The organism is Aureimonas sp. Leaf454, from assembly GCF_001424685.1.
GTDB lineage: Bacteria > Pseudomonadota > Alphaproteobacteria > Rhizobiales > Rhizobiaceae > Plantimonas.
Window position 1 is genome coordinate 418,194 of sequence record NZ_LMQT01000012.1, and the last position, 23,880, is coordinate 442,073.

A 23,880-nucleotide genomic window follows, 5' to 3' on the forward strand; every position below is an offset into this window, starting at 1 on the left:
GGAGAGCAGCGAGCGGTTTTTCGTGACGGATTCTTGCCAAAGCGGGCTCGGGGCGGCTGCGGCAAGGCACCACCCTGTCGCGCCGCAACGTTTCGCAACAGATTGACACGACGATGCCATCGCATCGCCGCTTGCAATGCTTACATCCGGATCGTGGCGCACTGAACGGCGCCGCCGGAGCCGATCGCATCGGCTTCGTCAACCTGGCGTGATCCGACCTCCAGTCTGCACGCAAGGGGCCGGGCGTCCGACCCTCCGGGCGACCCGGTTCCGCCCCATCTTTCCGGCCGGCGATCCGGCCGACCTCTCACGAAGGCCCGAGCTGCCGCCATGCCGATGTTGCCTCTCACCATCGCCGCGATGCTGGCCGCGCTCGTCGCGGCGACCTGCGGCGAGGCTTTCGCCGAGGACGCCGCCGCCTCCGTGCCGCCCGCGCCCGAGCGGGCGAGCCTGACGGTCACCACCGATGCCGTGATCCGGGAGAGCGTCGCCACCACCGTGTCGGGCACCGGGCTCGTCGAGCCCTGGCAGGAGGCGAGCGTCGGCGCGTCCGTGGGAGGTCTCGCCCTGACGGAGGTTCGGGTCGAGGAGGGACAGAGCGTCGCGGCGGGCGACGTCATCGCGCGTCTCGACGCGAGCCTTCTCGACGCCGAGCTCGCCCAGAGCCAGGCCGCGCTCCGCAGCGCCGAAGCGAGCTATGCCGCGGCGGTTTCGGCGAACGAACGCGGCCAGCGCCTCGGCAGGTCCGGCTCGCTCGCCGCCGAGACGATCGAGCAGCGCGAGACGGCCGTGCAGACGAGCGCCGCCGCCGTGGAACAGGCGCGGGCGAGCGTGAAGACCCTGGAGGTGCAGATCGACCGCACGATCGTGCGCGCGCCCTTCGCCGGCATCGTGTCCTCGCGGCCGGCGGTTCTCGGCACCATCGTCGCGGCCGGCACCGAGATCGTCCGGCTCCAGCGCGACGGCCGGCTCCAGGCGGCGGTGAAGCTGCCGGAGCAATATCTGTCCGGCATCTCCGTCGGCGATGCCGCCGAAATCTCCGGCCCGAACGGCGCGACCATCGCCGCCAAGGTCGCCGGGATCGCCGAGATCGTTGATCCGACGACCCATCTGGGACTGGTGCGGATCGACCTACCGAAAGATGCGGGGCTGCGCGCGGGCATGTTCGTGCGGGCCGGCGTGTCTGCGAAGGGAGACGAAGCGACGACGGTCGCCTCGTCCGCGCTGACCTTCCGCGAGGGGCGCCCGGCCGTCTTCGTCGTCGGCGACGACCTCGCGGTGACGCTGACGCCGGTCTCGGTCGGCACGCGCGGCCCCGATCGCGTCGCGGTCGAGGGCGCGCTCTCGCCCGGCGAACGGGTCGTCACGTCCGGCGCGGGCTTCCTCAACGACGGCGCGACGGTGCGCATCGTCTCGAAGTCCGCCGGGAGCGAGGCCGGCGCGTCGGAGAGGGAAACGGTGCGTTGAACGCCATCTCCGCCTGGTCGATCAAGAACCCGATCCCGACGATCGTCCTCTTTCTGACGCTCGCCTTCGCGGGCCTCTGGGGCTTTGCGCAGTTGCGCATCAACAATATGCCGGACATCGACTTCCCGGTGGTCACCGTGACGGTCGTCCAGACCGGCGCATCGCCGACGGAGATCGAGACGCAGGTCACCGATTTCGTGGAAAATGCGGTGCAGACGCTGTCCGGCGTCGAGAGCGTGACCTCCACCATCTCCGAAGGCGCCTCGACGACCGTGATCGAGTTCACGCTCGACACGGACCTGATGCAGGCGTCCGACGACGTTCGCAACGCGGTGGATTCGATCGCGGGCGACCTGCCGGAGGCGGCCGAGACGCCGCTCGTCGCCAGGGTCGATGTCGGCGACATCGCGATCCTGACCTATGTCGTCGACGCGCCGGCCCTCGCCCCCGACGATCTTTCCTGGAAGATCGACAACGAGGTGTCGAAGGCGCTCCTCGCCGTCGACGGCGTCTCCAAGATCACCCGGTCCGGCGGCGTGTCGCGGGCCATCCTCGTCAAGCTCGATCCCGACCGGCTGAATGCGCTCGGCGTCACCGTCGGCGACATCTCGCGGTCCCTGGCCGCCCAGAACGTCAACCAGTCCGGCGGGCGCACGGTCGTCGGCGCGGCCGAGCAGTCGGTGCGCACCCTCGGCCGCGTCGATTCGATCGACGCGTTGAAGGGAACGCCGATCGCCATTCCCGGCGGCCAGTCGATGCGCCTTTCCGACTTCGGCGAGATCGTCGACGGCTGGGAAGAGCCGCGCAGCCGGGCCCGGCTCGACGGGCGCGAGGTCGTCGCCTTTTCCGTCTTCAGCGCCAAGGGCTCCTCGCAGATCGCCGTGACGAACGCCGCCCGCGCGGCGGTCGCGGCGCTGGACGCGGGCGATGCGGGCGCGACGTACACCGAGGTCACCTCCTCCTCGACCTTCGTCCAAGAGAGCTACGACGCCGCCTTCGAGGCGCTCTGGTTCGGCGCGGTGCTCGCCATCGTTGTCGTCTTCCTGTTCCTGCGCGACATCCGCGCGACGCTCGTCTCGGCGACCGCCCTGCCGCTCTCGCTGATCCCGACCTTTGCGGTCATGGCCTGGCTCGACCTCTCGCTGAACACGATCACCCTGCTCGCGCTGTCGCTGGTCGTCGGCATCCTCGTCGACGACGCGATCGTGGAGATCGAGAACATCGTCCGGCACATGCGCCAGAGCGGCAAGTCCGCCTACGAGGCCGCGATCGAGGCGGCCGACGAGATCGGCCTCGCCGTGGTCGCGACGACGATGACGATCGTCGCGGTCTTCGTGCCCGTCGCCTTCATGCCGGGCATTCCGGGCAAGCTCTTCGTGTCCTTCGCCATCGCGGTCTGCGTGTCCGTCCTCTTCTCGCTGCTCGTGGCGCGCACGCTGACGCCGCTCATGGGCGCCTACCTCGTGAAGGCGAGCGGCGCGGACCGCCACGACGACACGCCGGGCTGGGTCTTCCTCTATGTCCGCATCCTGAAACAGGCCCTGCGCTTCCGCTGGCTGACGGTTCTGCTCGGCATCGGCTTCTTCGCCGGCTCGATCCTGCTCGCGCTGCAACTGCCGACCGAGTTCATGACCGCGTCCGATCGCGGACGCTCGCTCGTCTCGATCGAACTCCAGCCGGGCTCGACGCTCGCCGAAACCGACGCCGTCGCCAAGGCCGTCAGCGAGAAGCTGGCCGCGCAAGCCGAGGTTGCCTCCGTCTTCGCCTCGATCGGTGCGACGACGGAGGGCGGCATGGGTCCGATGCGGATGGGTTCGGCCTCCAGCGTCGTCACGGCGACGGTGACGGCCAATCTGAAGCCGCGCGAGGAGCGCGACGTCTCTCAGCAGGCTTTCGAGGCACGATCCTCCCGTCTCTTCGACGACATTCCCGGCGCACGGATCCAGTTCGGCGCGGACGGGCAGTCCGGCTCGAAGGTCGAGATCTCCCTCGTCGGCGAGGACAGCGAGCGACTGACGGAGACCGCGGCACGGCTCGCGAGCGAGATGCGCGGGGTGGCCGGCCTCTCCAATTCCGTCTCCGACGCCGCGGCCGCCAAGCCCGAACTCGTGATCACGCCGGACAAGGCGAAGATGGCGAGCGTCGGCGTCACCTCGGCCGAGATCGCCTCGCTCCTCAACATCGCCACGCTCGGCGATGCCGATCGGGCGCTCGCCAAGTACAATCTCGGCGACCGCCAGATCTACGTCGTCCCGACGCTGTCCGACGCCGCGCGGGGGGACCTGTCGATCCTCTCCTCCCTCAGCGTCCGGGGCAGCGTCGCCACCGTCCCGCTCGGCTCCATCGCAAGCTTCACCTTCGGCGCCGGCCCGACCAGCATCCGCCATGTCGACGGAGAGCGGACGGTGTCGGTGGAAGCCGAGCTCAACGGCATCACGCTCGGCGAGGCGCGAACGGCGATCGAGGCGCTGCCGGCGATGCGCGATCTTCCCGCCGGCATCCACGAACGGTCGCAAGGGGACGCCAAGCGGATGGCCGAACTCTTCTCGGGATTCACCACGGCGATCGCCGTCGGCATCCTCCTGATGTTCGGAACGCTCGTGCTCCTCTTCAATTCCTTCCTCCAGCCGATCACGATCCTGACCGCCCTCCCGCTGTCGATCGGCGGCGCCTTCGGATTTCTCTATCTCACCGGCTCGTCGGTCGCGGTGTCGGTCCTGATCGGCGTGCTCCTCCTCATGGGTATCGCCGCGAAGAACTCGATCCTCCTCGTGGAATACGCCATCCTCGCCCGCCGCTCCGGCACCCCGCGCGAGACGGCGCTCATCGAGGCCGCGACCAAGCGGGCCCGGCCAATCGTCATGACATCCATCGCGATGGCCGCCGGCATGGCGCCGATCGCGCTCGGCATCGGCGCGGATGCGGAAAGCCGCGCGCCGATGGCCATCGCCGTCGTCGGCGGGCTTCTATCCTCGACCGTGCTCAGCCTCGTCTACGTGCCGGCCGTCTACACGGTGATCGACGACATCGAGCGCGTGCTCGGCCGATGGTTGAAGAGGCTCCTTCCCCGGACGGCGCGGGAGGCGGTCGAACCGGCGGAATGAGCCGGCGGGACCGGAGAGGCCGAACGGGAGGGTCCGGCGCGAAGGTCCGGTCGGAAGACCGGGATGGAACGCCCGCGCCCCTTCCCAAGCCCTGCCTCGATCCTCATGTGACGGAGGAGGCCGTCGCTCGCGCGGCGGTTCTGTCGCCACCGGAGGACGAGATCCCATGGACACCAGAGACCGCGAGGCCATCGACGGCCTGTTCCAGAAGCTCGGCGAGGTCGAGAGCCAGGCAGGACCCCGCGACGCGGAGGCGGAGCGGCTGATCTCCGAGCGCCTGCACCGCCAGCCCGGCGCACCCTATTACATGGCGCAGACGATCGTCATGCAGGAGCTCGCGCTGCAAAACCAGCAGGCGCGGATCGACACCCTGGAACGGGCGGCCAAGGCGCAGCCGGAGGCGAGCGAAGGCGGCGGCTTCTTCTCCCGCACGGCGGGAGCCAGCTCGCCGAAGCCGACCGCGCAACGCACCTCCGTACCCGGCGTCGGCACGCGCGGCCCCTGGGGCCAACCGTCTCCCCAACCCGGCGCGCACTCGCCGATGGCCGCCCCGGAGGCGGGTGCTCAGCCGGGCTATGCCCAACCGGGCTTCGGCGCGCGCTCGGGCGGCATGGGCGGCATGGGCGGCGGCGGGTTCCTCGCCGGTGCAGCGCAGACGGCGATGGGCGTCGCCGGCGGCGTGGTGCTCGGCCACGCGCTCGGATCGATGCTCGGTGGTTCCGGGGGGCTCTTCGGCAGCGACGAAGCGGCGGCGCAGACGCCTGCCGCCACCGAAACGGCCGCGAGCGGCGATGGCGGCTCCGGGCAGGATGACGTGCAGGACGCATCCGATTCGTCCGCGGATGACGCCGGCGCCGGCTATCAGGATGCGACCTACGACGATCCCAATGCGGACGGTGGGTTCGGCGGAGACGACGGCGGGTTCGACGACATCTGAAGGCGATGGTTCGCGCCTTGGGACGTCCGGAGCGCGCGCGCCCTTCTGTCCTGCCGGACATCTCCCCCTCCAGGGGGGAGATCGGCAGTTGTGCGGGCGTCGATCGTTCTGACTTCGACGACCCTACGCGTCAGCGTCTTCGGCGGTTGGCTAGGGATACCGGCAACGAGACTGATCTCCCCCCTTAGAGGGGGAGATGCCTGGCAAGGCAGAGGGGGCGCTTCACGTGGACGGAAGCGACAAGGCGACCGATCGGAACGAAACCGACCGTGCGCCCCTACTCCGCCGCTTCCGCGACCGGGACGTAGTTGAGGATCGGGCCGAGCCAGCGCTCGACCTCGGCGACCGCCATGCCCTTGCGGGCGGCATAATCCTCGACCTGATCGCGCTCGACCTTGGCCACCCCGAAATAGTGGGAGTCGGGATGGCTGAGATAGAGGCCCGAGACGGATGAGCCCGGCCACATCGCGTAGCTCTCCGTCAGCGTGACGCCGACCGCCTTTTCCGCGTCGAGCAGCTTGAAGAGCGTGACCTTCTCCGTGTGATCGGGCTGGGCGGGATAGCCGGGCGCGGGGCGGATCCCCTTGTAGGGCTCGCCGGCGAGTTCGTCGGGCGCGAAGGTCTCGTCGCCCGCATAGGCCCAGAACTCGCGGCGCACACGCTCGTGCATGGCTTCGGCGAAGGCCTCCGCGAAGCGATCGGCCAGCGCCTTGACCAGGATCGAGGCGTAGTCGTCGTTGGCTTTCGCGAACCGATTGGCGATCGCCTCCTCTTCGATGCCCGCCGTGACGACGAATCCGCCGATATAGTCCTCCGCCCCCGAACCGACGGGCGCCACGAAATCGGACAGCGCCATGTTCGGTCGGCCATCGCGCTTGGACAGCTGCTGGCGGAGCGTGAAGAAGGTCGCGAGTTCCTCGGCGCGTGTCTCGTCGGTGAAGAGGCGGATGTCGTCGCCGACCGCGCCCGCCGGCCAGAAGCCGACGACGCCCCGCGGCCGGAACCAGCTTTCCTCCACGATCTGCTTCAACATGGCCTGCGCATCCGCGAACAGGGATCGCGCGGCCTCGCCCTGTTTCTCATCCTCGAGAATCTGCGGATAGCGGCCCTTCAGCTCCCAGGTCTGGAAGAAGGGCGTCCAGTCGATGTAGGCCGCCAGCGTCGCGAGATCGTAGCTCTCGAAGACGCGCGTGCCGAGGAAGGTCGGACGCGGCGGTGCGTAAGCCGACCAGTCGAGCCGCATCGCGTTCTCGCGGGCGCGCTCCAGCGGCAGGCGCTTCTTCTCCGCCTCGCTCCTCGCGTGATTGGCCGCGACTTTCTTGTATTCCTCGCGGATGCCGGCGACGTATCCGTCCCGCGCGTCCGGCGAGAGGAGGTTCGAGACGACGCCGACGGCGCGGCTCGCATCGGTGACGTAGACCGTCTGACCGGCATTGTAGCGGGGATCGATCTTCACCGCCGTGTGCACGCGGCTCGTCGTCGCGCCGCCGATGAGGAGCGGGATGTCGAAGCCCTCGCGCTCCATCTCGGCGGCCACATGCACCATCTCGTCGAGCGAGGGCGTGATGAGGCCGGACAAGCCGATCACGTCGACCTTGTGCTTCCTCGCCTCTTCCAGGATCCGGGCGGCCGGGACCATGACGCCGAGGTCGATGATCTCGTAATTGTTGCAGGCAAGCACGACGCCGACGATGTTCTTGCCGATGTCGTGGACGTCGCCCTTCACCGTCGCCATCAGGACCTTGCCCGCGGCCTGCCGTTCCTCGCCGCCGTTCAGCCGCTTCTCCTCCTCCATGAAGGGCAAGAGATGGGCGACGGCCTGCTTCATCACGCGGGCGGACTTCACCACCTGCGGCAGGAACATCTTGCCCGAGCCGAAGAGATCGCCGACGACGTTCATGCCGTCCATGAGCGGGCCTTCGATGACATGCAGAGGGCGCGCGGCGGTAAGCCGCGCTTCCTCGGTATCGGCATCGATATACTCGGTGATGCCGTTGACCAGCGCATGGGCGAGCCGCTTGTTCACCGGCCAGTCGCGCCAGGCGAGATCCTGCTCGCGCGCCTGCTTGCCGGCGGCGCCGCGATAGCGCTCCGCGATCTCCAGGAGCCGGTCCGTCGCCGTGCCGCCGCCCTTCGGCTGCCGGTTGAGGACGACGTCCTCGCAGGCCTCGCGCAGATCCGGGTCGATCGATTCGTAGACCGCGAGCTGGCCCGCATTGACGATGCCCATGTCCATGCCGGCCTGGATGGCGTGGTAGAGGAACACCGCGTGCATCGCCTCGCGCACGGGCTCGTTGCCGCGGAAGGAGAAGGAGAGGTTCGAGACGCCGCCGGAGATGTGGACATGCGGCAGCGTCTCCACGATGCGGCGGGTCGCATCGATGAAGTTGACGCCGTAATTGTCGTGCTCCTCGATGCCGGTCGCCACCGCGAAGACGTTGGGGTCGAAGACGATGTCCTCCGGGGGAAAGCCGACCTTTTCCGTCAGGAGCCTGTAGGCGCGCGTGCAGATCTCCACCTTGCGCTCGAACGTGTCGGCCTGCCCCTCCTCGTCGAAGGCCATGACGACGACGGCTGCGCCGTACGCCCTGACCAGTCTCGCCTGCTTCAGGAAGGCCTCCTCGCCCTCCTTCATGGAGATCGAGTTGACCAGCGGCTTGCCCTGCACGCATTTCAGGCCGGCCTCGATGATCGACCATTTCGAGCTGTCGATCATGACGGGAACGCGGGCGATGTCCGGTTCGGCGGCGATGAGGTTCAGGAACTCGACCATCGCCTTCTCGGAATCGATCAGGCCTTCATCCATGTTGATGTCGATGACCTGCGCACCGTTCTCGACCTGATCGCGCGCGACCGGCAGGGCCGCATCGAAATCGCCGGCCGTGATGAGCTTGCGGAACCTCGCCGAGCCGGTGACGTTCGTGCGCTCGCCCACGTTCACGAAAGGAATCTCCTTCGTCAGCACGAAGGGCTCGAGGCCGGACAGGCGCATCTGGGGCACGTGCTCGGGGATCCGGCGCGGCGGCTTGCCGGCGACGGCCGTGGCGATGGCGCGGATGTGTTCGGGCGTCGAGCCGCAGCAGCCGCCGACGATGTTGACGAGACCCTCGTCGGCAAAGCCCGCGATCTGCGCGGCCATCATCTCCGGGCTCTCGTCATACTGCCCGAATTCGTTCGGAAGGCCGGCATTGGGGTAGGCGCAGACATAGGTGTCGGCGACCCCGGAGATCTCGGCGAGGTGGCCGCGCATGGCGTTCGCGCCGAGCGCGCAGTTGAGGCCGATCGTGAAGGGGCTCGCGTGGCGCACCGAATGCCAGAAGGCCGTCGGCGTCTGGCCGGAGAGCGTGCGGCCGGAGAGATCCGTGATCGTGCCGGAGATCATGACCGGCAACGTGACGCCCTTTTCCTCGAACACCTCGTTGCAGGCGAAGATCGCGGCCTTGGCGTTCAGCGTGTCGAAGATGGTCTCGATGAGGATGAGGTCGGCGCCGCCGTCGATGAGGCCGCGCAGCTGCTCGGCATAGGCCAGGCGCAGCTCGTCGAAGGAGACGGCGCGAAAGCCCGGCCGGTTCACGTCCGGCGAGATCGAGGCCGTGCGGTTGGTGGGTCCGAGCGCCCCGGCGACGAAGCGGCGCTTGCCGTCCTCGGCCTCGGCGCGCAGGCACGCCCGCCGCACGAGCCGCGCGCCGTCGCGGTTCAACTCGTAGACCTGATCCTCCATGCCGTAATCGGCCTGGGCGATGGAGGTGGAGGAAAAGGTGTTGGTCTCGATGATGTCGGCGCCCGCGATGGCGTAGGCGTAGTGGATGTCCTCGATGGCTTTGGGCTGCGTGAGGATCAGAAGGTCGTTGTTGCCCTGGAGATGGCATTCGCAACCGATGAATTTGTCGCCCCGGAAATGCTCCTCGTGAAAGCCGAGCCCTTGGATCTGCGTGCCCATGGCACCGTCGAGGATGAGGATCCGTTCGGCGGCGGCACGCCGGAGGGCCGTCAGCGAATCCTCGCGGACAGGAGCGGTGTCGAAGAGGCGGTCGATCAGATCGGTCATGGGGCATCCGGACAGGCAGGAAGACGGTGTCGCGCCAAGCATATAAACACATCCTTATATGAGAATAAGGTGCTTGACGAGACGCCGTCCGGCTGCAGCTTCACCCCATGATTCTAGGCATTGGGCACGGCGGTGCAACGACCATGATCCCACGAACCTTCTTCGAACGGGCGTCCGCGACGGTCGCGGCCGATCTCATCGGCGCGACCCTGCTGGTCGACGGCGTCGGGGGGACCGTCGTGGAGACCGAGGCCTATGACGAAACGGACCCCGCCTCGCACACATTCGGCGGCCTGACGCCGCGCAACGCCTCGATGTTCGGGCCGCCGGGACACGCCTATGTCTACCGGTCCTACGGCATCCACTGGTGCCTGAACGTCGTCTGCGAACCGATCGGCCACGGCGCGGGCGTGCTGATCCGCGCGCTGGAGCCGACGGCGGGAATCGAGGCAATGCGCGCGCGTCGCGGCGCAGAGGATCTCCGTCTCCTCGCCTCCGGTCCTGGCCGCCTGGGTCAGGCACTCGGCATCGACCGAAGCCTCGACGGCCGCGCGCTCGACGCGCCGCCGTTCGAGCTTCGGCAAGGGGAACCCTGCCCGACCCTCGCGATCGGCCCCCGCATCGGCATCTCGCGCGGCGTCGAGACCGCCTGGCGCTTCGGCTGGGCGGGATCGCCGTTCCTCAGCCGACGGTTCAGCTCACCGTCACCTCGCGCGTGATGTCGTAATTGGTGAGCCATCCGAGGATCGGCTCGCTCGCCCTGCCGGTGGCGGTGACGAAGACGTCGCGCGCGCCCTCCACCGCCAGCAGCGCAACGCGCGCCTCGGCCAGATTGGCGTCGATGCGGACGATGGCGAAGCGCTTGGCGAGGTCTCCGATCGTCGCGGACTTGCCCTTGTCGTCGATCGGTTCGGCGAGAAGATCGGCAAGGGTTCTCATTCCCTGCCCCGCCGCGACCGCGCTGGCCGCCATGTCCTTGGCGGCCCTGAAAGCCCGGTTCATGGAACCGTAGACATGCGTATCGCGCAGGACATACTTGATGGATCCGTCCGCGGACAGAATGGGAACGCGGCTCGAACCGGCTTCGACCCGAGAGATGATGGCCGCGACGGACAATCCCGCATCGCCATTTCCATCGAGCGAGATGGATCGGATGTTCTCCTTCGACAGCATCGCCGTCCGCACGCCGATCTGCTGCAGGCGCTGCTCCGGCGTCAACTGCGACACGATCCGTTGCGCATTCCGCGTCGCGGCTTCGAAATTGTCCTTCGCGAAGTAGAAAGCGAGGATCGTTCCGACCCATGTGCTGAGAACGGGCACGAGGATGTTGAAGATGTCCTTCTTGTCCGTGATGCTGCCGTCATGGCTTTGGACGATGAGAATGGCGAGGATCGTCACCCCGAGGGCCGACACGGTGAAGACGATGACGGCGAGGATGTTTCGCCAGCTTTCCGTGTTTCCGCTCAGCCGGTCCAGTCTCTCGTTCACCGCCATCTCGCGATCCCATCCGTCCAGAAGCCGCCGCACCGGGCGTCTTTGCAATCTAGAGCAGCATGAATTAAATATGCAACCTGCGTCTGCGGAACGGGTCTGCTCCGTTGAGCCGGCCCGTGTCGAGGCCGGTTGAGCGGGCGTTCCGTTTGGTCTTTGCGCAGTCCTCTTCGCCAATGCTAGGCTCGGCGGATCGAAGCAGCCAAGGCCCATCCTCCATGTCGAATGCCCTGCCGAACTCGATCTACGCCAAGGATGTCGAGTACCTGCTGCATGCGGTCACCAATGCACGCAAGCACGAGGAAACCGGTCCGATCGTCATCGATCGCGGCGAAGGGATCTATGTCTACGACACGGAAGGTCGGCGTTACATCGAGGCCATGTCCGGACTGTGGAGCGTGGCGGTCGGATTCGGCGAAAAGCGGCTGGCGGACGCCGCCTACGCCCAGTTGCAGAAGCTGCCCTACTACCACTCGTTCAGCCACAAATCGAACGAGCCGGCGATCCTTCTCGCCGAACGCCTGATCCAGATGAGCCCGGAGCGCCTGCGCAAGGTGTTCTTCACCAATAGCGGCTCGGAGGCCAACGACACCGTCGTCAAGATGGTGTGGTACATGAACAACGCGCTCGGCCGACCGGAAAAGAAGGGCTTCGTCGCTCGCATCAACGGCTATCACGGCATCACGATCACGGCCGGCTCGCTGACCGGACTGCCGGTCAACCATCGCGATTTCGATCTGCCGAACATTCCGGTCAAGCATCTGACCTGCCCGCATTTCTGGCGCTTCGGCCTGCCCGGCGAGAGCGAAGAGCAGTTCACGGACCGGCTCGTCGCGGAGTTCGAGGCCTATCTGGACGAGGTCGGAGCGGAGACGATCGCGGCCTTCATCGGCGAGCCGCTGATGGGAGCGGGCGGCGTGCTGCCGCCTCCCGTCGGCTATTGGCCGAAGATCCAGGAGGTCTGCCGCCGCAACGACATCCTCCTCGTCGCGGACGAGGTGATCAACGGCTTCGGGCGGCTCGGCACGATGTTCGCCTGCGACTATTACGGGATCGAGCCCGACATCCTCGTCCTCTCCAAGCAGATCACCTCGTCCTATCAGCCGCTCGCCGCGATCCTCATGTCGGACGCGGTCTTCCAGGCGATCGCGGACAACACGGCGAAGATCGGGACGTTCGGCCACGGCTTCACGGCCGGAGCGCATCCCGTCGCCATGGCGGTCGGGCTGGAAAACATCGACATCATCGAGGAGCGCGGTCTCGTGGCGAACGCGGCCGCCATGGGCGAGATCCTGCAGCGCGAGCTTCGCCGTCGATTCGCGCACCATCCGCTCGTCGGCGAGGTGCGTGGCGTCGGACTGATCGCGGCGATCGAGCTCGTGGCGGACAAGGAGACCAAGCAGAAGTTCGACCCCGTGGGCCGAGCGGGCGGCTATCTCTTCAACCGGGGCCACGAGCACGGCGTCATCATCCGTGCGATCGGCGACCAGATCGCCTTCTGCCCGCCGATGATCATCACCGAACCGGAGCTGATGGATCTCATCGACCGCTTCGCGCTCGCCCTCGACGACACCGCCGCCTTCCTCGGCCGCTGACCGCCCGGACGCCTGCCATGCTTTCCATCAATCCCGCCCTCGCGCGGGTGCCCGCGCCGCCGATCAGCCAGGCGGCACGCTGGGCCCAGTCCTACGACGGCCGCGCCGGGCCGCTGATCAATCTCAGCCAGGCGGTTCCCGGCAACGCACCGCCCGACGATCTGGCGCGGCGTCTCGGCGAGGCCGCGGCCAGCGCGGAGGGTGCGCGCTACGGCGCGGTGCTGGGCGACGGCGTGCTGCGCGAAGCCTATGCGGCGCACGTCTCCTCGCTCTACGACGCGGCGGTGTCGCCCGAAGAGGTCGCGGTGACGGCGGGCTGCAACCAGGCCTTCTTCGTCGCCGTCATGGCGGTCGCGGGCGCGGGGGACGCGGTGATCCTGCCGACGCCCTTCTACTTCAACCACCAGATGACGCTCGACATGCTGGGTGTCGAGATCCGCCCGCTGGCAACGCGGCCGGAGGACGGTTTCGTTCCCACCTTGGATGGACTCAAGGCCGCGATGAGCCCGCGCGTGAAGGCCGTCGCGCTGGTCACGCCGAACAATCCGACGGGGGCGATCTATCCGCCGGAGACGATCGAGGCGATCTACGATTTCTGCGCCGCGAACGGCCTCTGGCTGATCCTCGACGAGACCTATCGCGATTTCCTGCCGGCCGGGAACCGCGCCCCGCACGGGCTCTTCGCCAAGCCGGACTGGCGCGAGCATCTGATCGAGCTCTATTCCTTCTCCAAGTCCTACGCGATCCCCGGCCACCGCATGGGCGCGATGGCGGGCGGCGCGCCGTTCCTGGCCGAGGCGGAAAAGGTTCTGGATTCGCTCCAGATCTGCGCGCCGCGTCCGCCGCAGGCCGTGCTGGCCTGGGCGATCGGGGGGCTGGCCGCGTATCGCCGGACGACGGCGGCCGAAATCGAGGCGCGCGCCGGGGTCTTCCGCCGGGCGATGGCGCCGCATCCGGACTGGCGCATCGAGCAGCTCGGCGCCTATTTCGCCTATGTCCGACACCCCTTTGCGGGCATTCCGGCCGCCACCGTCGCCGAGCGGCTGGCGAGGGAACTCGGGATCGTCACCCTGCCGGGCACCTTCTTCGGTCCGGGCCAGGAAAACCATCTGCGCATCGCCTTCGCCAACGTCGCTTCCGAACGCCTCGGCCATCTCGGGGAACGGCTTTCGCTCGCGCCCGCCCTCTTCGCAACGGATGCCGTCCATGGATGAGACGAAGCTCGCCGCGCTCCGCGAGCGCTTTTCCGGGACTGAGGAAAGCGTCATCCACGATGCGCATTTCGCGGGCATCGCCAAGCGCCTCATCAATCCAAGCGGCACGCGCGTCGCGCCTTTCGCGGGACTGCCGACCCTGCTCGACATGCCGTTCCGCGCCGTCGACTGGTCGACGCCCGACCTCGGCGATCTCGACGTCGCGTTGATCGGCGCGCCGATGGACCTCGGCGTCACCAATCGGAACGGCAGCCGCTTCGGTCCGAGGGCCCTTCGCGCCATCGAGCGGATCGGCCCCTACAACCACGTCCTCAAGACCATGCCGGGCTCGGAGCTGTCCGTCGCCGATGTCGGCGACGTGCCCTTCCGCAGCCGCTTCGACCTCGCCGCCTCGCACGCGGACATCGAGGCGACGATCGCCAAGATCGTCTCGGCCGGCGCGACCCCCCTGACCGTCGGCGGCGACCACTCGATCACGCTGCCGATCCTTCGCGCCGTCGGGCGCGACCGGCCGGTGGGGATGATCCACATCGACGCCCATTGCGACACGTCCGGGCCGTTCGACGGCTGCAAGTTCCACCATGGCGGCCCCTTTCGACATGCGGTTCTGGAGGGCGTGCTCGATCCCGAGCGGACGATCCAGATCGGAATTCGCGGCAGTTCGGAATATCTCTGGGAGTTCTCGAAGGCGTCGGGCATGACCGTGATCCACGCCGAGGAGATGCCGGGCATGGGGATCGAGGCGATCGTCGCCGAGGCCCGGCGCGTGGTGGGCGAGGGTCCGGTCTATCTCTCCTTCGATATCGACAGTCTCGACCCCGCCTTCGCGCCGGGCACGGGAACGCCGGAGATCGGCGGACCCTCGACACGCGAGATCCAGGCGCTGATCCGGGGGCTGGCCGGCATCGACATCGTCGGCGGCGACGTCGTCGAAGTCGCGCCGCAATACGATGCGACCACCAACACCGTGCAGGCCGGGGCGCAGATGCTGTTCGAAATCCTCAGCCTCGTGCCCTTCGCGCCCGGTCGCGCGCGGGCTTGAACGTCAGGATACGCCATTGCAGATCAGGGCCTGCCAGATCGCCGCCGACATCGGCAGCCCCACCGCCCGGCGGTCGGCCATTCGCTGGCTGGTCGCGGATGCCGCGATGGACGGCGCGGACGTCGTGGTGTTCCCCGAACTCGCGCTGACCGGCTACGGCGCCGGCGAGACGATCGCCAGCGAGGCCGAGCCCGCCGAGGGGGCGGCGCTCGCAGACCTGCGGGCGCTCGCCGACGCACATCGGATCACCATCGTCACCGGATTGGCGCTCGCCGAGGAGAGCGGGGTCTCCAACGCCGCCGTCGCGGTCCAGCCCGGCCGCCCGCCCGTCGTTTATGCCAAGCGCCATCTCTACGGCGCCTACGAGAAGGCGCTGTTCGTGCCGGGCACGACGCCGTCGCCGCTCTTCGAGGTGGCCGGCATGAAGGCGGGGCTGCTCGTCTGCTTCGACGTGGAGTTTCCCGAGCGCGTGCGTGAACTCGCCGAGGCCGGGGCCGAGATCATCTTCGTGCCGACCGCCCTGCCCCGCAGCGCGGGCGCGCGCTTCATCGCCGAGCACGTCGTGCCGGTCCGCGCCTTCGAGAACCAGGTCTTCATCGTCTATGTCGACCATTGCGGCGAGGACGCGCGCTTCGCCTATCAGGGCCTGTCCTGCATCGCCGCGCCCGACGGCTCGCGCCTCGCCTCGGCGCCGGCCGATGCGGCGGCGATGCTCAGCGTCACCGTCGACGGCGGCGACTACGAGGCGGCGCGACGCGAGAACCCCTACCTGCAGGAGCTCGCCGATTCCCGTCTGCGATAGAGGGGTCAGACCTTCGCCGCGACCAGCGCCTCGAACTCCTTCGCCGAAAGGTAGGAGGATTGCGTGCCCTTGCGCGTGATGGAATGGCCGGCGTAGACGGCGGCTCGTGCCAGAGCTTCGCGGAGCGGCATGCCGCCGGCGTAAAAATGCGCGAAGGCGCCGATGAAGGCGTCGCCCGCTCCTGTCGTGTCGACGGGCTCGACCTCGATCGGCCGGACATGGTGGACGCCCGAGGTCTCCACCAGAAGCGCGCCGCGGCTGCCGAGCGTCACGATGACGACCTTGATGCCGCGTGCGATCAGCGAGCGCGCTGCCGTCTCGACCTCCGCCTCCGTCCCCGTGGGCAGCCCGGTCAGGAGCGCGAGCTCGGTCTCGTTCGGCACGACGAAGGTCGCCGAGGCGATGCGCGCGGGATCGAGGCCCGCGACGGCCGGCGCCGGGTTGACGAGCGTCTCGATGCCGTGCTCGGCGGCGAAATCCACCGTCCGGTAGATCGTCTCGAGCGGCACTTCCATCTGCAGAAGGATCAGCTTCGCCGAGCGCAGCGCATCCCCCGCGGCCTCGATGTCGGACGGCGTCAGGCGGTCGTTGGCGCCGCGCACGATGAGGATGCGGTTCTCGCCGCTTTCCTCGACGAGGATCGTCGCGACGCCGGATGCGCCGTCCGTCCGACCGACATGGGCGGTGTCGATGCCGTTGGCCTCGAAGTTCTTCAGCTGGGCGTCGGCGAAGGCGTCGTCGCCCACCTTCGAGACCATCACGACCTCGGAGCCGAGCCGGGCCGCGGCGACGGCCTGATTGGCGCCCTTGCCGCCATACCCCATGGCGAAGGCCGGCGCATCCAGCGTTTCGCCTGCCTCCGGCATCCGTCCGACATAGGTGACGAGGTCCATCATGTTGGAACCGACGACAGCGATGCGGTGAGACATGACGATCCTCCCTGCCGGCTCTGCGCCCCCGGACGCGCGGCTTTCCTGCGGTGTTCCACGCCACGGCCGCAAGCGTCAAGCGAGGCTGCGACCTCCGGCGGGGGACCGCGATCGATCGATCGGGGGGGGCTTGACCCTCCCGCGACGGGAAGGATCATCGTCCCGCGGTCGAAGGCCCGCCGGTCGCGCCGGCGGCTTTCCGGATCCAACAGGAGACAGACCATGACCCGATGCTTCCTCGCCACGACCGTCTTCGCCGCCGCGCTCGCCGTCGCAAGTCCTGCCGTTTCGCAGGACGCCGCGTCGCACGACGGCCATGCCGCGGCGAGCGCGGAGAGCTCCGCCCCCCTGCCTGCGGCCTGCACGGCGGCGGCACCGGCCGCGGAAGGCGCAAACGCGCCGTCCATGGAGAGCGGCGCGGCGGCGCCGGGCGGATCGCCGGCCGGCGACATGGACGCGGTCCAGGCTGGCAACACGGCGGCGATGTCGGCCATGCACGGTCCGATGATGCAGGCGGCGATGATCCGGGACGCCGACCTCGCCTTCAACTGCGGAATGATCGCGCACCATCTCGGCGCGATCGCCATGTCGAAGGTCGAACTCGAGCACGGCAAGGACGCGCAGTCCCGCGCACTAGCGGAGGGCATCATCGCCGCGCAGCAGAAAGAGATCGCCGACATGACGGCATGGATCGAGGCCCACGCGAAATAGCGGCACGGCATCGGCAGGGCGCCGGTCGGGGGGCGCGGTCCGGATTGACCGATCCGCCGGCTCGACTAAGGTGGGCGTCCGAGCTTTGGGAGGAGCTTGCTTCTTCCAGGCCGGACGCCTGCGGGCGCGTTGCGTCGGGGCGCCATGTCGGATGCGGCCCGGACGTCATCGCGCACCGGGCAGCGGCGGTCGCGCCGTGGCGTCCGATCCGATTCCGTCCCGAACGAAAGCCGACGATCTTGAGCGATTACGACATCCGCGACCCGCGCTTCGCGCGCCTGATCTTCGGCGCCGCGAAGCTCGAACATCTCTGGACCGGCGGTCGCTGGGTGGAGGGACCGGTCTACGTTCCGGCGGCCAAGTCGCTCGTCTGGTCCGACATTCCGAACGACCGCCTCCTGCGCTTCGACGAGAGCAGCGGCGCGGTGTCGGTGTTCGAGACACCCTGCGGCTACCACAACGGACACACGCTCGACCATCAGGGCCGCATCATCGCCTGCGAACACGGAGGCCGTCGCGTATCGCGCCTCGATTTCGACGGACGCTGGACGAGCCTCGTCGATCGTTTCGAGGGCAAGCGGCTGAATTCGCCGAACGATGTCGTCGTTCACTCCGACGGCTCGCTCTGGTTCTCCGACCCGACCTACGGGATCGACACCCATTACGAAGGCCACCGAAGCGAGCCGGACCTCGATGGCTCCAACGTCTACCGGCTCGATCCGGCGACCGGCGCTGTGTCCTGCCTCGTCACGGACATGGTCAAGCCGAACGGCCTCTGCTTCTCGCCCGACGAAACGCGCCTCTATGTCGCCGATACGGGCGCGACGCATGTTGCCGGCATGGAGGGGCTGATGCGTGTCTACGACATCGACGCCGCGGGACGCCCGGTCGACGGTCGGCTCTTCGCGACCTCGCCGGCCGGGCTGTTCGACGGCATCCGCTCGGACGCGCAAGGCAACATCTGGGCGTCCACCGGCGCGGGCGTCGCCGTCTATGCGCCGGACGGCACCCATATCGGGGGGATCGTGGTCCCCGAGATCGTCTCCAACCTCTGTTTCGGCGGTCCCAAGCGCAACCGCCTCTACATCACCGCCCAGACCTCGCTCTATTCGATCTACCTGAACGCTCACGCCGCGGGGTGGCGGTGAGAGCCGCCATCCCGCTCTGACGACGAGGTTTCGTCAGACGAGCGCGGTCGGCATCGGCTGGCCGGCGAAATGGGCGTCGAGATTGGCGAGGACGAGATCGCCCATGGCCTTGCGCGTTTCCTTCGTCGCGCTGCCGATATGGGGCGTCAGAACCGTGTTCGGCAGCGTGAAGAACGCGTCTGGCACCCGCGGCTCGTCGGCGAAGACGTCGAGAGCGGCGCCAGCGATCGCGCCGGAGCGCAAGGCCTCGATCAGGGCCGTCTCATCGACGAGCGAACCGCGCGCGATGTTGACCAGAACGCCCCCAGGACCGAGCGCCTCGAGCACCGCGCGGTCGACGATGTTGTGGGTGTCCGGCGATGCCGAGGCGGCGACGACGAGAATGTCGCTATCCCCAGCGAGAGCGACGATGCTTTCCTGGAACTGGAAATCGACATCATGCGGCCGGCGGCCGGAATAGGCGATCGAGCAGCCGAAGCTCTGGAAGCGCCGCGCGATCGCGCTGCCGATACGGCCGAGGCCATAGATCCCGACACGCTTGCCGGAGAGTTTCGTCGCTAAGGGCCGCTCGCCGGCCGGCCATTGTCCCGCCCGCACATGCGCGTCGCCCGAAACGATGCCGCGCAGGAGCGCGATGGCGAGGCCGACGGTCAGATCGGCCACATCGTCGGTGAGGACGTCCGGCGTGTTCGAGACACGCACGCCGCGCGCCTTGGCGGCGGGAAGATCGACCTTGTCGAAGCCGACGCCGTTGATCGCGACGATCTCCAGCGCGGGCAGCGCATCGGCGAAGGCATTGGTGATGCCGAGATGGCCGCCGGTCACCACGCCCCGGATCGAGCCGGCGTCGAGCCCCGCGACGGCGGCGGGATCGTCGGAGAGTTCGAGCCGCGTCACGTCGTACCGCTCGTGCAGCGCGGCTTGCGTTTCAGGCAGGAGGTGGCAGAGCTGGATCAGGGAAGGCTTCATCGGGTGGTCCGCTTGTGGAAAAGTGCCGCGCCGGGAACCCAAGCCGAAGAGGCTCGAACGCCGTCCGAGGCGATGCCGTTGGGTTGCGATCGAAGATGCGGCGTCGCGCCGAGCCGATGCATTCGACGAGGCTTTCCACGATCGCGCCGACGAAGCAACCCGACGGCTTCGACGGGCGTCGTCTTTCGCGGGAGGCGGGCTCCGCCCCCCACCCGTCCCGGCGAAGCGGTGCGATATCGCCATTCGTTTGCAACGACCGAAGCCCCGGCGGCGTTATCGACTTCGTGGCACGAAGCTAGGGAAGATGACGATGCGTCATGACGGCATTCCGGAGGAAGTGTTCGAGGCGATCGAGGACGGCGTGCCGCCGATCCGCGCGTTCCGCGTCGAAACCGAGATCACGGTCGGCGAACTCGCCGAAGACACCGGGATACCGATGCAGCGCCTGAACGCGATCGACGACGGCGCAGCTCCAGAGGACGAGGAACTGAAGGCGATCAGCGAGGCCCTGCATGTTCCCTCGGACGTCCTGGCCGAGATCGTCGCCGTTTGAACCGACGACCTGCGCAATCCCGGACATGCCGGGCGATGGCGTCCTGAAGGCCCGGCCAAGCCGGGCCTTTCTCGTTGGACCCGCCGGTTCAAACGCCCTGGCGGTCCTTCTCCTCCTCGAAGGACACGGCGACATCGGCATTGGCCGAGAGCCGAACCTTGTCGCCCTCCACTTCGGCGACCAAGCCGGTGGAGATGTAGTGGTGGTGGCCCTTGTGCGAGCCCTCGCCGCTGTCCTTCTTCGTCAGCTTGATGCGATCGCCCTCGACCTTGTCGACGGTGCCGATATGGACGCCGTCCGCGCCAACGACTTCCATATGCTCGGTGATGCCTGCGACATTCGACATGTTCGTCTCCTTGGCCATGCGACGGTTGCCCGTCCGACCGGAGGAACGCGCCGGGCGCGACTTGGATGCATGGCTGGCGGACGGACGAGGGCGATGGAGCGCGGCGGCTCGCCCTCGCCCTCGTCCCGCCTCAGCCGCGCTTCGGCAAGCCGTTCAGGTCGGCGACGATATCGGCCAGGAACGGCACGAAGTCGCCGCCCCGTCCGATGCCCTCCGCGGTCGCGTAGCTGTTCTTGACGGCGCTGGAGACATGGCTGGCGATGCCGGATTCGTTCGCCATGCCGACGAGATAGCGCATATCCTTGTGGGCGTTGCGCAGCGAGAACTTGTGCGATTCGGGATTGCCGCCGACGACGTAGCCCATGAACGTCTGGTAGAAGCCGCAATCCATCCGGCCGCCCGAGATCACGCTGTGGAAGGTCTCGGGCGAAACGCCGGCCTTGCCCCCGATGGCGAGAGCCTCGGCATAGAGCGCGGCATAGCCGAGCGAGAGGAAGTTGTTGAGAAGCTTCATCGTGTGGCCGGAGCCGGGACCGCCGGTGTGGATGATGCGGCCCGACCAGGTGTCGACGATGGGGCGCACGCGCTCCAGCACGTCCGGGTCGGCGCCCACCATGGAATCCAGTTGGCCGTCCCAGGCCTCCTTGGGCGTTCGCCCGAGCGGTGCGTCGACGAAGACGGCGCCCTTCTCGGCGGCGAGATCGTAGAGACGGCGCGTCGAGACGGGATTGGCGGTGGAGGCGTCGATGATGACGAGACCGGGTTTGGCGTTCGACAGAAGGCCGTCCGGTCCCGCGACGACCGCTTCGACCTCGGGCGATCCCGGCAGGCAGAGGACGACAACGTTGCAGGCCTCGGCGATCGCGGCCGCCGACGTCGCTTCCACGGCTCCGCGCCCGACGAGGTCCTCGATCGCCTCGCGACGACGGTTGGCGAGGGCATGGAGGGCATAGCCCTTCTCCACGATGTTCTTGGCCATGCCGTGGCCCATGTAGCCGAGGCCGATGAAGCCGACGACATCGCTCTTGCCTTTGGTCTCTGACATGAGGTTCCCTCCCGTTGGGTGCCCATTGGATGGATGGGTGATTATCACCTCGATTGCAGCCCGTCCCGATCTCATCGCACGAAGAATGCGTGGGCGGGGCGACGGGAGGACGACATGACGGAACGGACGACAGGCACCAAGGTCGGGATCATTGGCCTCGGCTCCATGGGGCTCGGCATGGCCAAGGCCGCCCTGGCCGCGGGGCTCGACGTCGCGGGTTACGATGTTGCGGACGCGCAGCGCGATGCCCTCGAGGCGGCCGGCGGGCGCGTCGGAACCTCGGCGGCCGATGCCGCGCAGGGCGCCGAGATCCTCGTCGTCGTCGTCGTCAACGCGGCGCAGACCGAGCGGATTCTCTTCGGCGAAGGCGGCAGCGGAGCGGGAGGCGGCGCGGCGGCCGGCATGGCGCCCGGCGGCGTCGTCGTGTCCTGCGCCACCATGGCGCCCGCCGACGCGCGCCGCCTCGCGGCATCCGCCGAAGCCGCCGGCCTCCTCTATCTCGACGCCCCGATGAGCGGCGGCGCGGCCCGCGCTTCGACGGGCGAGCTGACCTTCATGGCGTCCGGCACGCCGGCGGCCTTCGACAAGGCCAAGCCCGCCGTCGACGCCATGGCCGCGACCGTCCACCGGCTCGGCGACGAGGCGGGCATTGGCGCTTCCTTCAAGATGGTGAACCAGCTTCTGGCGGGCGTCCACATCGCGGCGGCCTGCGAGGCCATGACCTTCGCCGCCAAGCTCGGGCTCGACCTCGCGAAGGTCTACGAGGTCATCACCCAGTCGGCCGGCAACAGCTGGATGTTCGAGAACCGCGTGCCCCACATTCTCGACGCCGACTATGCGCCCCGCAGCGCCGTCGAGATCTTCGTCAAGGATCTCGGCATCGTCGCCGATATGGGCCGCGCCGAACGCTTCCCGACCCAACTCGCCGGCGCCGCGCTCCAGATGTACCTGATGACCTCGGCGGCCGGCATGGGCCGCGACGACGACGCCTCGGTGGCACGGATGATCGCGGGGGTGACGGGTGTGACGCTACCGAAGGGCGAAGACTGAGCTCGGAGATCGTGACGCGGTCAAACCGCCGGGACCGGTCGGCGACCGACCATCCCGATCGCGGTTGATCAGCCGAGTGCCCCTCGTTCCGTCCGCACGTTCAGCCCGGCGAGCCGTCGCCGGATCGCCCCATCGAATGGCGTCAGCCTCCGACGGCCAGTGCGAACCGATTGCGCCCGCCGCGTTTGGCAACGTAGAGCGCGGCGTCTGCCGACGCGATCAGATCGTCACCGGTCCAGTCTTCGCCGGCAGGACAGGACGCGATCCCGGCGCTGATCGTCACGACGTTCGTGGCGTCCCGCCGGCCGGGATGAGAGATCCCCATCGCCTCGACGGCTTTCAGCACGTCGTCGATCATGCGGACGGCATCGGGTTCGGCGTGATCACGGATGACGATCGTGAATTCCTCGCCGCCGAACCGTGCGGCCATGACATGCTTCGAATGCGTGGCGGTCAGGACCCGGGCGATTTGCCGGAGGCACTCGTCTCCCGTCGGATGGCCAAGTGCGTCGTTGAACAACTTGAAATGGTCGACGTCCAGCATCGCGATGGTCACGGCGGCGCGCTCGGTCGACCAATCCTGCAGAACCGAGTTCAGAAGACGGCGGTTCGGCATGTCGGTGAGAGCGTCCGTCAAGGACAGATCCTGGTAGCGTTGCCTCGCCTGCACATCGAACTCCGACTTCAAGGTCGCAGAGAGTTCGGTGAGGTAGCTCTTCGTCCGACGGCGCTCGTTGAGATAGTTGGCATAGAGCGAGAACAGGCAGGTGGTGGCATACTGACAGGTCAGGCCCAACGTGATCGCGAGCTCGTCCGTGCCGCGCGCCACAAGCGAGCCGACGCCGATCAGAAAGCACAACGCGGTCACGAGGCTGGCTTGCCGAAACCGCAGCGCCAACAGCATGTTCGCGTAGATGACGAACCAGAGGTATCCGGCAAACGAGAACAAAGCCCATGGCGCGCGCGACAGGGTGAAGATCGGCGCCACGGCGAGCACGGCACTCACCATACCCATGGCCACCACACGTTCGCGCCAGACCGGACCCACTTTCGGGAGGATCCAGAGGATGAAGAGGCTGACGGGGGTCGACAGAACGACCCGCGACATCGCGGATTCCAGGATCAGATCCGAGAGGAAGAAAAAGTCCCTGATCAGGAATGCGTTGAACAGAAACAGGCCGACGATGATGCTTCGGCGCAGGTCCGCAACACGGTCGGAACCGAGGTCGCGCTCCCACAGGACCTCGATCGACGGCTTGAAACGGAGCCACCGATCCAAAGGTTCATCGGGCAGCAGGCCTCTGTTTGCCGGAGTCGTCGTCAGGGAGTTCATCGAGCTTTGATACCGAAAAAGTGCCGTTCAATGGGCTGCGGTCTTCCCAACCATACGCATGGGACAAATCGCGCTCATGATGAAATTGCGAGCACT

19 protein-coding genes are annotated in these 23,880 nt (G+C 67.9%); 12 read left to right on the forward strand and 7 right to left on the reverse strand.

Going from position 1 to position 23,880, the window contains the following annotated elements:
- Window positions 1-330 precede the first annotated feature (330 nt).
- The 3 genes from ASG43_RS10765 (at window position 331) to ASG43_RS10775 (ending at window position 5,508) form a co-directional block, all read left to right on the forward strand.
- Window positions 331-1,467: an efflux RND transporter periplasmic adaptor subunit gene (locus ASG43_RS10765; RefSeq protein WP_056504223.1), complete on the forward strand. Its 1,137-nt coding sequence runs from the start codon at window positions 331-333 to the stop codon at window positions 1,465-1,467.
- A complete protein-coding gene (locus ASG43_RS10770; protein ID WP_056504226.1) occupies window positions 1,464-4,571 on the forward strand; it encodes an efflux RND transporter permease subunit in 3,108 nt (1,035 codons plus the stop codon). Before ASG43_RS10765 ends, ASG43_RS10770 begins: the two co-directional genes overlap by 4 nt.
- Window positions 4,572-4,737: 166 nt before the next feature.
- On the forward strand, window positions 4,738-5,508 hold the full coding sequence (locus tag ASG43_RS10775) for a DUF2076 domain-containing protein (RefSeq protein WP_056504230.1): 771 nt from the start codon (window positions 4,738-4,740) through the stop codon (window positions 5,506-5,508).
- A gap of 277 nt (window positions 5,509-5,785) precedes the next feature.
- Here ASG43_RS10775 and metH read toward each other — a convergent pair whose 3' ends face one another.
- Window positions 5,786-9,556: a methionine synthase gene (metH, locus tag ASG43_RS10780; protein ID WP_056504233.1), complete on the reverse strand. Its 3,771-nt coding sequence runs from the start codon at window positions 9,554-9,556 to the stop codon at window positions 5,786-5,788.
- A 143-nt stretch (window positions 9,557-9,699) separates the two neighbouring features.
- On the opposite strand from metH, the gene ASG43_RS10785 reads away from it, so the two are divergent.
- A complete protein-coding gene (locus tag ASG43_RS10785) occupies window positions 9,700-10,275 on the forward strand; it encodes a DNA-3-methyladenine glycosylase (protein WP_056504236.1) in 576 nt (191 codons plus the stop codon).
- Here ASG43_RS10785 and ASG43_RS10790 read toward each other — a convergent pair.
- Window positions 10,250-11,083 (reverse strand): hypothetical protein, encoded by an 834-nt coding sequence (locus ASG43_RS10790; protein ID WP_156386629.1) that lies wholly within the window; start codon window positions 11,081-11,083, stop codon window positions 10,250-10,252. The genes ASG43_RS10785 and ASG43_RS10790 overlap by 26 nt on opposite strands.
- A gap of 182 nt (window positions 11,084-11,265) precedes the next feature.
- On the opposite strand from ASG43_RS10790, the gene ASG43_RS10795 reads away from it, so the two are divergent.
- The 4 genes from ASG43_RS10795 to ASG43_RS10810 are packed head-to-tail and all read left to right on the forward strand — an operon-like array spanning window position 11,266 to window position 15,700.
- Window positions 11,266-12,642: an aspartate aminotransferase family protein gene (locus ASG43_RS10795; protein WP_056504240.1), complete on the forward strand. Its 1,377-nt coding sequence runs from the start codon at window positions 11,266-11,268 to the stop codon at window positions 12,640-12,642.
- A gap of 17 nt (window positions 12,643-12,659) precedes the next feature.
- On the forward strand, window positions 12,660-13,856 hold the full coding sequence (locus ASG43_RS10800) for an aminotransferase (protein WP_056504242.1): 1,197 nt from the start codon (window positions 12,660-12,662) through the stop codon (window positions 13,854-13,856).
- Window positions 13,849-14,898: an agmatinase gene (gene speB / locus ASG43_RS10805; protein ID WP_082490812.1), complete on the forward strand. Its 1,050-nt coding sequence runs from the start codon at window positions 13,849-13,851 to the stop codon at window positions 14,896-14,898. Before ASG43_RS10800 ends, speB begins: the two co-directional genes overlap by 8 nt.
- A gap of 16 nt (window positions 14,899-14,914) precedes the next feature.
- The gene (locus tag ASG43_RS10810; protein WP_056504246.1) at window positions 14,915-15,700 is read left to right on the forward strand and encodes a nitrilase-related carbon-nitrogen hydrolase; all 786 of its coding nucleotides are present in this window, start codon (window positions 14,915-14,917) and stop codon (window positions 15,698-15,700) included.
- Window positions 15,701-15,705: 5 nt separating this feature from the next.
- Here ASG43_RS10810 and rbsK read toward each other — a convergent pair whose 3' ends face one another.
- Window positions 15,706-16,629 (reverse strand): ribokinase, encoded by a 924-nt coding sequence (rbsK, locus tag ASG43_RS10815; RefSeq protein WP_056504248.1) that lies wholly within the window; start codon window positions 16,627-16,629, stop codon window positions 15,706-15,708.
- Window positions 16,630-16,851: 222 nt separating this feature from the next.
- Between rbsK and ASG43_RS10820 the strand changes: the two genes are divergently transcribed.
- Entirely contained in the window at window positions 16,852-17,340 is a 489-nt protein-coding gene (locus ASG43_RS10820; protein ID WP_056504251.1) for a DUF305 domain-containing protein, read from the forward strand.
- Window positions 17,341-17,579: 239 nt separating this feature from the next.
- Complete coding sequence (locus tag ASG43_RS10825; RefSeq protein ID WP_056504254.1) at window positions 17,580-18,488, forward strand: SMP-30/gluconolactonase/LRE family protein; 909 nt, start codon at window positions 17,580-17,582, stop codon at window positions 18,486-18,488.
- 33 nt (window positions 18,489-18,521) lie between these two features.
- Here the strand turns inward: ASG43_RS10825 and ASG43_RS10830 are convergent, their stop codons facing one another.
- Window positions 18,522-19,457: a 2-hydroxyacid dehydrogenase gene (locus ASG43_RS10830; protein WP_056504257.1), complete on the reverse strand. Its 936-nt coding sequence runs from the start codon at window positions 19,455-19,457 to the stop codon at window positions 18,522-18,524.
- A 304-nt stretch (window positions 19,458-19,761) separates the two neighbouring features.
- Between ASG43_RS10830 and ASG43_RS10835 the strand changes: the two genes are divergently transcribed.
- Window positions 19,762-20,010 (forward strand): helix-turn-helix transcriptional regulator, encoded by a 249-nt coding sequence (locus ASG43_RS10835; protein WP_056504260.1) that lies wholly within the window; start codon window positions 19,762-19,764, stop codon window positions 20,008-20,010.
- 88 nt (window positions 20,011-20,098) lie between these two features.
- Here the strand turns inward: ASG43_RS10835 and ASG43_RS10840 are convergent, their stop codons facing one another.
- The gene (locus ASG43_RS10840) at window positions 20,099-20,356 is read right to left on the reverse strand and encodes a DUF2171 domain-containing protein (RefSeq protein WP_056504542.1); all 258 of its coding nucleotides are present in this window, start codon (window positions 20,354-20,356) and stop codon (window positions 20,099-20,101) included.
- A gap of 130 nt (window positions 20,357-20,486) precedes the next feature.
- Window positions 20,487-21,401 (reverse strand): NAD(P)-dependent oxidoreductase, encoded by a 915-nt coding sequence (locus tag ASG43_RS10845; RefSeq protein ID WP_056504263.1) that lies wholly within the window; start codon window positions 21,399-21,401, stop codon window positions 20,487-20,489.
- A gap of 33 nt (window positions 21,402-21,434) precedes the next feature.
- Here ASG43_RS10845 and ltnD point away from each other — a divergent pair, with 33 nt between their 5' ends.
- The gene (gene ltnD / locus ASG43_RS10850; RefSeq protein ID WP_082490814.1) at window positions 21,435-22,451 is read left to right on the forward strand and encodes an L-threonate dehydrogenase; all 1,017 of its coding nucleotides are present in this window, start codon (window positions 21,435-21,437) and stop codon (window positions 22,449-22,451) included.
- Window positions 22,452-22,593: 142 nt separating this feature from the next.
- On the opposite strand, the gene ASG43_RS10855 is transcribed toward ltnD, so the two are convergent.
- Entirely contained in the window at window positions 22,594-23,784 is a 1,191-nt protein-coding gene (locus tag ASG43_RS10855; protein ID WP_082490815.1) for a GGDEF domain-containing protein, read from the reverse strand.
- Window positions 23,785-23,880: the final 96 nt, after the last annotated feature.

Coding starts and splice junctions, on each gene's coding strand:
- ASG43_RS10840 (WP_056504542.1), bottom strand. CDS start 20,356: ATGTCGAATGTCGCAGGCATCACCGAGCATATGGAAGTCGTTGGCGCG.
- metH (WP_056504233.1), bottom strand. CDS start 9,556: ATGACCGATCTGATCGACCGCCTCTTCGACACCGCTCCTGTCCGCGAG.
- ASG43_RS10795 (WP_056504240.1), top strand. CDS start 11,266: ATGTCGAATGCCCTGCCGAACTCGATCTACGCCAAGGATGTCGAGTAC.
- ASG43_RS10785 (WP_056504236.1), top strand. CDS start 9,700: ATGATCCCACGAACCTTCTTCGAACGGGCGTCCGCGACGGTCGCGGCC.
- ASG43_RS10830 (WP_056504257.1), bottom strand. CDS start 19,457: ATGAAGCCTTCCCTGATCCAGCTCTGCCACCTCCTGCCTGAAACGCAA.
- ASG43_RS10855 (WP_082490815.1), bottom strand. CDS start 23,784: ATGAACTCCCTGACGACGACTCCGGCAAACAGAGGCCTGCTGCCCGAT.
- rbsK (WP_056504248.1), bottom strand. CDS start 16,629: ATGTCTCACCGCATCGCTGTCGTCGGTTCCAACATGATGGACCTCGTC.
- ltnD (WP_082490814.1), top strand. CDS start 21,435: ATGGGTGATTATCACCTCGATTGCAGCCCGTCCCGATCTCATCGCACG.
- ASG43_RS10835 (WP_056504260.1), top strand. CDS start 19,762: ATGACGATGCGTCATGACGGCATTCCGGAGGAAGTGTTCGAGGCGATC.
- ASG43_RS10800 (WP_056504242.1), top strand. CDS start 12,660: ATGCTTTCCATCAATCCCGCCCTCGCGCGGGTGCCCGCGCCGCCGATC.
- ASG43_RS10845 (WP_056504263.1), bottom strand. CDS start 21,401: ATGTCAGAGACCAAAGGCAAGAGCGATGTCGTCGGCTTCATCGGCCTC.
- speB (WP_082490812.1), top strand. CDS start 13,849: ATGGATGAGACGAAGCTCGCCGCGCTCCGCGAGCGCTTTTCCGGGACT.
- ASG43_RS10820 (WP_056504251.1), top strand. CDS start 16,852: ATGACCCGATGCTTCCTCGCCACGACCGTCTTCGCCGCCGCGCTCGCC.
- ASG43_RS10775 (WP_056504230.1), top strand. CDS start 4,738: ATGGACACCAGAGACCGCGAGGCCATCGACGGCCTGTTCCAGAAGCTC.
- ASG43_RS10765 (WP_056504223.1), top strand. CDS start 331: ATGCCGATGTTGCCTCTCACCATCGCCGCGATGCTGGCCGCGCTCGTC.